Annotated in this window: 9 protein-coding genes; 4 read left to right on the forward strand and 5 right to left on the reverse strand. The window is 70.5% G+C overall.

Features of this window, described 5'->3' with window-relative positions; translation table 11 throughout:
* Positions 1–9 precede the first annotated feature (9 nt).
* Positions 10–3,147 (forward strand): glycoside hydrolase family 2 TIM barrel-domain containing protein, encoded by a 3,138-nt coding sequence (locus K7862_RS34030; protein ID WP_222969083.1) that lies wholly within the window; start codon positions 10–12, stop codon positions 3,145–3,147.
* A 184-nt stretch (positions 3,148–3,331) separates the two neighbouring features.
* Here K7862_RS34030 and K7862_RS34035 read toward each other — a convergent pair whose 3' ends face one another.
* Positions 3,332–4,495 (reverse strand): epoxide hydrolase family protein, encoded by a 1,164-nt coding sequence (locus K7862_RS34035; protein WP_222969085.1) that lies wholly within the window; start codon positions 4,493–4,495, stop codon positions 3,332–3,334.
* Between the two features lie 94 nt (positions 4,496–4,589).
* Between K7862_RS34035 and K7862_RS34040 the strand changes: the two genes are divergently transcribed.
* Positions 4,590–5,180 carry a TetR/AcrR family transcriptional regulator gene (locus K7862_RS34040; protein WP_222969087.1) on the forward strand — a complete coding sequence of 197 codons (591 nt, stop codon included), beginning with the start codon at positions 4,590–4,592 and terminating at the stop codon, positions 5,178–5,180.
* 20 nt (positions 5,181–5,200) lie between these two features.
* On the opposite strand, the gene K7862_RS34045 is transcribed toward K7862_RS34040, so the two are convergent.
* The 3 genes from K7862_RS34045 to K7862_RS34055 all read right to left on the reverse strand — a co-directional run bounded on the left by K7862_RS34045 (position 5,201) and on the right by K7862_RS34055 (position 6,712).
* Positions 5,201–5,608 (reverse strand): DUF2267 domain-containing protein, encoded by a 408-nt coding sequence (locus K7862_RS34045; protein ID WP_222969089.1) that lies wholly within the window; start codon positions 5,606–5,608, stop codon positions 5,201–5,203.
* 39 nt (positions 5,609–5,647) lie between these two features.
* Complete coding sequence (locus tag K7862_RS34050; RefSeq protein WP_222969091.1) at positions 5,648–6,049, reverse strand: DUF2267 domain-containing protein; 402 nt, start codon at positions 6,047–6,049, stop codon at positions 5,648–5,650.
* 228 nt (positions 6,050–6,277) lie between these two features.
* Entirely contained in the window at positions 6,278–6,712 is a 435-nt protein-coding gene (locus K7862_RS34055; RefSeq protein WP_222969093.1) for an Hsp20/alpha crystallin family protein, read from the reverse strand.
* A gap of 175 nt (positions 6,713–6,887) precedes the next feature.
* On the opposite strand from K7862_RS34055, the gene K7862_RS34060 reads away from it, so the two are divergent.
* Together K7862_RS34060 and K7862_RS38020 are read left to right on the forward strand one after the other, a co-directional pair.
* The gene (locus K7862_RS34060) at positions 6,888–7,505 is read left to right on the forward strand and encodes a hypothetical protein (protein ID WP_222969102.1); all 618 of its coding nucleotides are present in this window, start codon (positions 6,888–6,890) and stop codon (positions 7,503–7,505) included.
* A 205-nt stretch (positions 7,506–7,710) separates the two neighbouring features.
* Positions 7,711–8,067, forward strand: coding sequence for a dihydrofolate reductase family protein (locus tag K7862_RS38020; RefSeq protein ID WP_308012339.1), 357 nt, complete (start codon positions 7,711–7,713; stop codon positions 8,065–8,067).
* 49 nt (positions 8,068–8,116) lie between these two features.
* On the opposite strand, the gene K7862_RS38555 is transcribed toward K7862_RS38020, so the two are convergent.
* Positions 8,117–8,288: SbtR family transcriptional regulator (locus K7862_RS38555; protein WP_443611938.1), on the reverse strand; the 172-nt coding region annotated here is incomplete at its 5' end.

Genomic DNA, 8,288 nt, shown 5'->3' on the forward strand with positions numbered 1-8,288 from the left:
GAGGACGGCATGTCGATCAACCGCAGATCGGTCCTGGCGGGAGCGGCGGTCGTGCCCGTCCTGCCCGGACTCACCGGCGGCGTCGCCGCCGCCCGATCCGGTGGCCCGTCCCATCCCACGCCCGCCGCGACCGGTGTTCCCCGGAACATCCCGCTCACCGACGGGTGGCGGTTCGCCCTGGTGAATCCCGGCGGCGTCACCGACCCCACCGGCGCCTACGCCGACGCGGCCGACCCCGCCTTCGACGACTCCCGCTGGCGTGCGGTCCGCGTGCCCCACGACTGGAGCATCGAGCAGACCCCGACCACCGCCAACGGCACCTCGGGCGGCACGGGTTACCTGCCCGGCGGCCTCGGCTGGTACCGCACGACCTTCACGCTGCCGGCGCAGGCTCAGGGCCGTCGCATCTCGGTGGAGTTCGACGGCGTGTACATGGACTCCGACGTCTACTGCAACGGCACACTGCTGGGCAACCACCCGTACGGCTACACCGGGTTCGCCTACGACATCACCGAACTGGTGCACGCCGACGGCCGCACTCCGAATGTGCTGGCCGTCGCTGTTCGCAACCAACTGCCCAGTTCCCGCTGGTACTCCGGCAGCGGCATCTACCGCAATGCCCGTCTGGTGGTCACCGATCCCGTGCACGTCGCCCGCTGGGGCACTTTCGTCACCACCCCGGACCTGGCGGCCACGGCCGCCCGCGGATACGGCACCGTCCACGGCGAGGTGTCGGTGCTCAACGAAACCGGCACCGACACCTCCGCGGTGATCGTGGCAACCGTGCGCGACGCGCGGAACCGGCAAGTCGCCAGCGGCAGCGTTCCGTTGGTGCTGCCTGCAGGCGGCGCCGCCGCGACCGCCGCTCTCGATCTGCGCGTCGACCGGCCGTCGCTGTGGTCGCCGGACACTCCGGAGAACCGCTACACCTTCGTCGCCGAGGTGCAGGTGGGGGGCCGGACCGTCGACACGTACAGCACCGGCTTCGGCTTCCGCTGGCTCGTCCTCGACCCCGACCAGGGCCTGTCCATCAACGGCGAACCCGCCAAGATCCGCGGCGTCGACCTCCACCACGACCAGGGCGCCCTCGGCTCGGCGATCCACCGCGACGCCGTACTGCGGCAGATGACCATCATGAAGTCGATGGGCGTCAACGCCTTTCGCACGTCCCACAACCCCCCCTCGCCGGAGATGATCTCGGTCTGCGAGGAGCTGGGCATGGTGATGATGGTCGAGGCGTTCGACTGCTGGCACACCGGCAAGAACACCTACGACTACCACCGGTTCTTCGACGCCCACAGCATCGACGACATCACCGAGATGGTGCGAGCGGCCCGCAACTCGCCCGCCGTGATGATGTGGTCGATCGGAAACGAGATCCCGGACTCCACGAGCGCGCTCGGACTCACCATCGCCGACGGGCTCATCGCCGCCATCAAGGCGGTGGACGGCACTCGCCCGGTCGTGATCGGCTCCGACAAGTACCGCGGTCTGCCGTCGCCGGGCTCGCCCGCCGACCAGATGCTCGCCAAACTCGACGGGCTGGGCCTCAACTACAACACCGCGGGGTCCGTCGACGCCCTGCACGCCCGCTACCCGCACCTGTTCCTCTTCGAGTCCGAGTCGTCCTCGGAGACGTCCTCGCGCGGCACCTACCAGGAGCCGCGGCACCTGAACACCGGGGAGAACCACACCCCCGGCCGGCGGGCCACCTCCAGTTACGACAACAACCTCGCGTCGTGGACGATGAGCGGCGAGTACGGCCTGAAGAAGGACCGCGACCGCCGCTTCTTCGCCGGCGAGTTCCTGTGGTCGGGCACCGACTACATCGGCGAGCCGACGCCCTACGGCGTCTTCCCCGTCAAGTCGTCCTTCTTCGGCGCGGTGGACACCGCCGGCTTCCCCAAGGACATGTACTGGCTCTTCCGCAGCCAGTGGACGGCCGAGCCCATGGTTCACCTGCTTCCCATGGACTGGACCGACCACCGGCCGGGCGAGACCGTCCAGGTGTGGGCGTACACCAACGTCGACACCGTCGAGCTCTATCTCAACGGGCGGTCACTCGGCGTGCGCCGGTTCGACCGCAAGCAGACGGTCGACGGGCGCGGCTACCTCGAGACCACCGAGGCGACCGGCGACGACAAGACGGTCACGGGCGGCCCCTATCCGGGCAGTTACACCAGCCCCAACGGCAGCGCCGGCAAGCTCCACCTGACCTGGGACGTGCCCTTCGCCCAGGGCGAGTTGAAGGCGGTCGCGCGCAGCGGCGGCCGGACGGTCGCCACCGACGTCCTGCGGACGGCGTCGCCCGCACACGCCGTACGCCTCGTCGCCGACCGCGCCTCCGCCCCGGCCGACGGGAGCAGCCTGATCTACGTGACCGCCGAGGTGATCGACGCGCGGGGCACGGTGCTGCCGAACGCGGCCGAACTGCTCACCTTCCACGTTGCCGGAGGCTCGCTCGCGGGCGTGGACAACGGGCAGCAGGAGAGTGCCGAACGCTACCAGGCCACGACGCGCACCACCTTCCGCGGCAAGGCGCTCGCCATCGTGCGCGCCGGCACGGCACCCGGCCGGCTCACCGTGACCGCCACGGCCGACGGGTTGCATCCCGGTTCGGTGTCGGTGCGCACCACGCGGCCGGACGGACAGGTGGCGACCACACCGCCGAGCGCTCTCCTGCCCGACCCCGGCTCTGGTCCTGTCACCTACCCTGCGGCGGACGCGAGTTACTCCGGGGCGGAGAACACGCTGCCGGCCGCCATGCTCGACGGCGACCCGGCCACCGGCTGGTCGAACGCCTTCAACAAGAGCGGCACCGCGCTGCTGCCGGCCTTCAACGGCGCACGCCCCGGTGACTGGGTGTCCGTCGACTGGGGTGAGGAGCGCTTCGTGCAGAGCGTCTCGGTCTCCTTCACCACCGACTCCACCCACTCGCTGCCCGCATCGGTCACGGCCTTTTACTGGGACCGCGACCGCTGGGTCCCGGTTCGTGAGCAGAACGTGGCCTGGGGGACCTCGAGCGACGCGCCGACGGTGATCTCCTTCACGGGTGTGCACACCGACCGCGTCCGCCTCGACATGGTGAGCGCCGCCCCCGGCGCACCCGGCGGCGCCCAGCGCATCACCGCCTTCACGGCGGGCTGAACCCCGACGGTATGACAACGCGCCTCCCGCCGGCGGCTCCCGAGATCCCGGCCGCCGGTGGGCCGCCGACCTTACCCGCGATCCCGGCTGTGACGGCGGAGGTGCCGCGTCGCCGGGTGTGCTGCTGGGACGGGCGCACGAGGTGCCACCCAACGGGTGGGCGGGGTCCGCTCGCGCGGCCGTGTCAGGGACGAAGGGTGCGCAGGCCGGTGCGGATCTCACTGACCAGGATCTCGGGCTGTTCCAGGGCCGCGAAGTGCCCGCCCTTGTCGGCCTCGCCGTAGTGGATCAGATTGCGGTAGGTGTCTTCGATCCAGCTTCGCGGCAGGCGCGGGATGTCCTTGGGGAAGACGGTCACGGCGACGGGAAGTGTCAGCTTCGGGCCGGCGAACGTGGCCGATCTGTTCTCCCAGTAGATGCGGGCGGACGATGCCGCGCTGTTGGTGAACCAGTGGAGGGATATCGCGTCGAGCATGTCGTCGATGCCGAGGGCGTCCTCGGCGAGCCCGTGGTTGTCGGTCTTGGACTGGAACTTCTCGTAGATCCAGGCCGCCTGGCCGGCGGGGGAGTCCGCCAGGGCGAAGCCGACGGTCTCCGGCTTGGTGCCCTGCAGGTGGTTCGACCCGCCGAGTTCGCCGGTGTAGAGGGCGAGGGTCTCGACGGCGTCGCGCTGTTCGGGTGAAAGGGTGCCGGGGATGTCCGCGGGAAAGGCGTACTGGGTGTTCAGGTGGATCCCGAGCAGTCCCTCGGGCCGCATGGCCCCGAGGGCGGTGGTGACGACGGCGCCCCAGTCGCCGCCTTGCGCGGCCCATCTCGTGTAGCCCAGCCGCTTCATCAGCTCTGCCCACGCGCCGGCGATGCGCGACACGGTCCACCCGCTCTCCGTGGGCTTGCCGGAGAATCCGAATCCGGGGAGTGAGGGGATGACGACGTCGAACGAGTCGGCGGCGTCTCCTCCGAACGCGACCGGATCGGTCAGCGGGCCGATCAGCTTGAGGAACTCGACGATCGAGCCCGGCCAACCGTGCGTGAGGATCAACGGCAGCGCGTCGGGATTCCTGGACGTGACGTGGATGAAGTGGATGTCCAGCCCGTTGATCTCGGTCACGAACTGGGGGTAGCGATTGAGCTCGGACTCCAGGCGCCGCCAGTCGTATTCGCGCTCCCAGTAGCCGACCAGCGATTTGGCGTTCTCCAGCCGGACCCCTTGGGACCAGTCGTCCACGGTTTCCGGGTCCGGCCATCGGGTCCTGGCCAGTCGCTGCTTCAGGTCGTCGATCTCCGCGTCCGGGATCGCGACGGTGAAGGGGCGGACGAGGGCCGAGGCCGGCGGAGTCGGTGCGGTCATGGCTTCATCTCCTGAGCTGCGAGCACCGCGCAACATTCATTGCACACTACTGTGCAATCTACGTCACTGCACACTGGTGTGCAACAATGGTCTGGTGCCCACCGAGTCCTCCCGTGCGCGCTCGATGAACGAGACACGCGATCGCATCCTCGACGTCGCCCTCGCCGTGCTCGGAGATAACCCCGAGGCCGGCATGGGCGACATCGCCTCCGCTGCCGGCGTCGTCCGCCGCACCGTCTACGGGCATTTCCCCTCGCGCCTCGACCTCGTCCGGACACTCACGGAACGGGCCGTCACCGAGATGACAGCCGTGCTCACCGAGGTCAACGCCTCCGTCGCGGAGGCGGACGCGGCGTGGGCCGCATTCATCGCGCGCCTGTGGCCCGTGGCGCACCGATACCGGGTGCTGCTGGCGCTGCGCCGCGGCGAGTACGGCGAGACGATCCACGGCCTGCTCGGGCCGCTCGACGAGCTCCTCGCCGACCTCGTGCAACGGGGCCAGGACAGCGGCGTGTTCGCACAGCACCTGCCGGCAGGCATGGCGAGCCAGGTCGCCTACGGCGTGGTGTTCGCGATCGCGGACAGCGACCTTTCGAACCAGGCCCTCGGCTCCCGGGCGGCGACGATCACGAGCCTGCTGATGCTGGGAGTCCCCGAAGCGCGCGCAGCCGCTCTCGCGGGGTAGCCGGTCCGCTGCGGGAACTGTCAGGCGGCGCTGGTGAGTTCGGGGCGGCAGAAGAGGAGGGCGTAGCCGCGGGGGAGTTGAGCCAGGAGGTGGTCGATCAGGGGCGGCTGTCCGGTGAGGTCCGCGAGTTCGGTGAGGGCGGCGAGGGCTGACGTGGTGTCCCAGCGGGCCTGCGCTGGGGTGGTGCCCAGGGCGCGGGCGATGGTGCCGACGAATGCGGGGGCGGTCAGGGGCTGGGTGAGGGGGATCTGCTGGCAGAACGTGGTGCGGGCCGGTTCGGGCAGGATGGCGGCCAGTTCGCAGCGTTCCTCGGCGACGAGTTGTGCGCCGAGAGCGGCCAGGACGGCCTGCAGGACGTTTTCGGCTTCCTCGTCGGTGGCGTAGCGCCCGTGGTGGCGGGCCTGCTGGACGAGCTCGTGCCAGGTCATCGTTTGAGCTTCTCCTGTGCGGCTGGGAGCGACGGTGTGTCAGGGACGAGTGGGGTGCTGGGGTGGGCCGAAGAGGGCGTCGTAGCCGGGCGGTAGCTGGAGCAGGACCTCGTTCATGAGGTCGTGGCCGGCGGCGTCGGCTGCGGTGCTCAGGACGGCGCCGATGTCCCACAGGGCGGTCTGCTGGGTGGCGCCTTGGATCCAGGCGGCCGTGGCACGTACGAACCGGTCGGGGGACAGGGGTTCGGTGGCCTGCAGGGGGTTGAGCAGGATTTCGGCGAGGTCGTCGGGCAGGCGTGCGGCCAGCCGGGCGCGTATGTCGCCGACGAGGTGGGCGCCGAGCAGGGCCAGTACCACGCGGGCGGCCCGTTCGGCTTCCCGGGGCGTGGTGTATTCGCCGCGTTCTTGGATGCGGTCGATGAACGTGCCGGTGGTGGTCATGGCGTGTGACTCCGTCCTGGGGGCTGAAGGCGTGCCTGCCAGGGTTCGCGGGTCAGGTGCCGGTGTGCGCCGGTGCTTCCCGCAGCGTGCCCACGCCCTGCCACACCTGCACGACCTCCGGTGGCCCCGCGGGGGGCGGCCCCCGCCGGGCCGGTGGCCGGCGGGGGCGCCGAGTGTGGTGTCTTGCTGGTCGGTCGGCGGGGCCGTGGAGGACGGCCCCGCCGAGGGTCATGCCCGGATCTGCTTGCGGTCGCCGCTGTGGGCGATGGCGATCTTGCGTGGCTTGGCCTTCTCGGCGACGGGGATCCGCAGGGTCAGGACACCCGCGTCGTAGTCGGCGCTGATTCCCTCGGGGTCGAGAGTGTCGGACAGGACGACCTGCCGGGAGAAGACCCCGAGCGGACGCTCGGACAGCTCCCACTTCACGCCCTCGCCGTCCTGGCGAGGCCGGCGCTCGGCCTTCACCGTCAGCATGTTCCGCTCGACGTCGATGTCGATCGCCTCCGGGTCCACACCCGGCAGGTCGAAGCACATCACGTACTCGTCGCCGGTGCGGTACGCGTCCAGCGGCATGGGGGCGGGCCGGGACCAGGTTCCGCTGGCTCCCAGGAACTGCTGGGTCAGGCGGTCCAGTTCACGGAAGGGATCAGTGCGCATCAGCATCGGGATACACCTCCGGTTTTCTCTGCTGTGGTGCCAGTGCGCTTCACCTGACTCCGTTGTAACATGTCATCCATCGGATGACAAATCATTGAGTCGTGGAGAAGGTGACGTAGTGGGTGACGAATCCAAACCCTCCGCAGCCGGGAACGGGTCGGTCGTACGGCCGGCGTCGTTCATGGCGGCGGCAGCGGCGCTGGCCGCCATCGACGACGCAGTCCGCGCCGCCCGCGACCCGGCCGGACATCGCGGCCGCGAACCGCAGACCGGCCCCGAGAACGCACTGGCCGCGGTGATGCTGCTGCGGGAACTGCGCACCGAACTCGCCGGATGGGAGGTCGGCCTGGTCGAGACCGCCCGTGCCGCCGGCGCCACCTGGGCCGACCTGGCCCATCCCATGGGCGTCTCGAGCCGGCAGGCCGCGGAGAACCGCTATCTACGGCTTCAGCCCGCGGGGCGTGCCGCAGCCGCGACCGGCGCCGAGCGGGTCAAAGCGGTGCGGGACCGCAGGGCCGCGGACCGCACCGTCAGCGCCTGGGCCAGGGCCAACGCCGCCGACCTTCGGGTCCTTGCCGCCCAGATCGCCGGCCTCACGGACCTCGGCCCCGCGGCCGGCTCTGCCATGACGGATCTGCACAACGCCCTCGGGGCCGCCGACGTGGCCGACCTGGTCATGCCGCTGGCCGCCGTACGTCCGCACCTCGGCAAGGGCCACGACGAGCTCGCCCTCCGCCTGGACGCCGTTCGGACCCACGCGGAGCGACTCCGTCGAGACAGTGACCACCGCCGCGCCTGACCCCGAGCGGACTGCCGGCGGAATGCGAGCGTGCGGTCGTGTGCCGAAGCTTGCGGGTCGATGACGGCGTTGTGGGGTCAAGAAGTCCTCGGCGGTGTGTCGATCGGTGAGCCCCTCGTCCGACGCTCGGGTGGAGGCGCGACCCGCCAAGGAGGGTTTGGGCCAGCGCTGAACAACACCCGCTGGCCCTGGCCCGGACCTTGACGTGTACGTACTCGGCTCGCACCGTCCGGACGGCACCCCCGGCCACGTCACCACTGACAGCGATCCGGTGCGGCTGCTGGACAAGCTCCGCTCGGCCAACCGGGGTGGCGACGTCCACCTCATCGGCGGGCCGAAGACGATCGGGACGTTCCACGCCCTCGGAGCACTCGACACCCTCGAACTGGTCGTCCTGCCGATGCTGTTCGGCGGTGGGATGCGACTGACGCCCATGCTCGGCGCCGACACCGGGCTGCGCTTCAAGCGCGAACGAGCCCTGCCCGGTGGTTCGGTGGAGATCGTCTACTCCTGCCAGGGCAGTCGCACCGAACTTCCCGGCAAGCCTGCCAGCCAGCGCTGATCTCGGCCACGACGCAGGACGCGCAGGTTGGAGGTGCCCGGCCGGCGGCTCATGAGGGGTTCGGCCGGGCGTGGGATCGGAGGCCGTCCATCAGCAGGTCGAGCAGGCGGCCGGCCTTGGCCTGGTGGGCGGGCGGGGGGAACACGGTGAAGATGCCGATGAGTGCGGCGGCGATGTCCTCGGCGGTGACGTCGGGTCGAAGGCTCCCGCCCGCGCGGCCT

The sequence above is a fragment of the Actinacidiphila acidipaludis genome, from assembly GCF_019890725.1.
GTDB lineage: Bacteria > Actinomycetota > Actinomycetes > Streptomycetales > Streptomycetaceae > Actinacidiphila > Actinacidiphila acidipaludis.

Coding starts and splice junctions, on each gene's coding strand:
- K7862_RS34030 (WP_222969083.1), top strand. CDS start 10: ATGTCGATCAACCGCAGATCGGTCCTGGCGGGAGCGGCGGTCGTGCCC.
- K7862_RS34035 (WP_222969085.1), bottom strand. CDS start 4,495: ATGACCGCACCGACTCCGCCGGCCTCGGCCCTCGTCCGCCCCTTCACC.
- K7862_RS34045 (WP_222969089.1), bottom strand. CDS start 5,608: ATGACCTGGCACGAGCTCGTCCAGCAGGCCCGCCACCACGGGCGCTAC.
- K7862_RS34050 (WP_222969091.1), bottom strand. CDS start 6,049: ATGACCACCACCGGCACGTTCATCGACCGCATCCAAGAACGCGGCGAA.
- K7862_RS34055 (WP_222969093.1), bottom strand. CDS start 6,712: ATGCTGATGCGCACTGATCCCTTCCGTGAACTGGACCGCCTGACCCAG.
- K7862_RS34060 (WP_222969102.1), top strand. CDS start 6,888: ATGGCGGCGGCAGCGGCGCTGGCCGCCATCGACGACGCAGTCCGCGCC.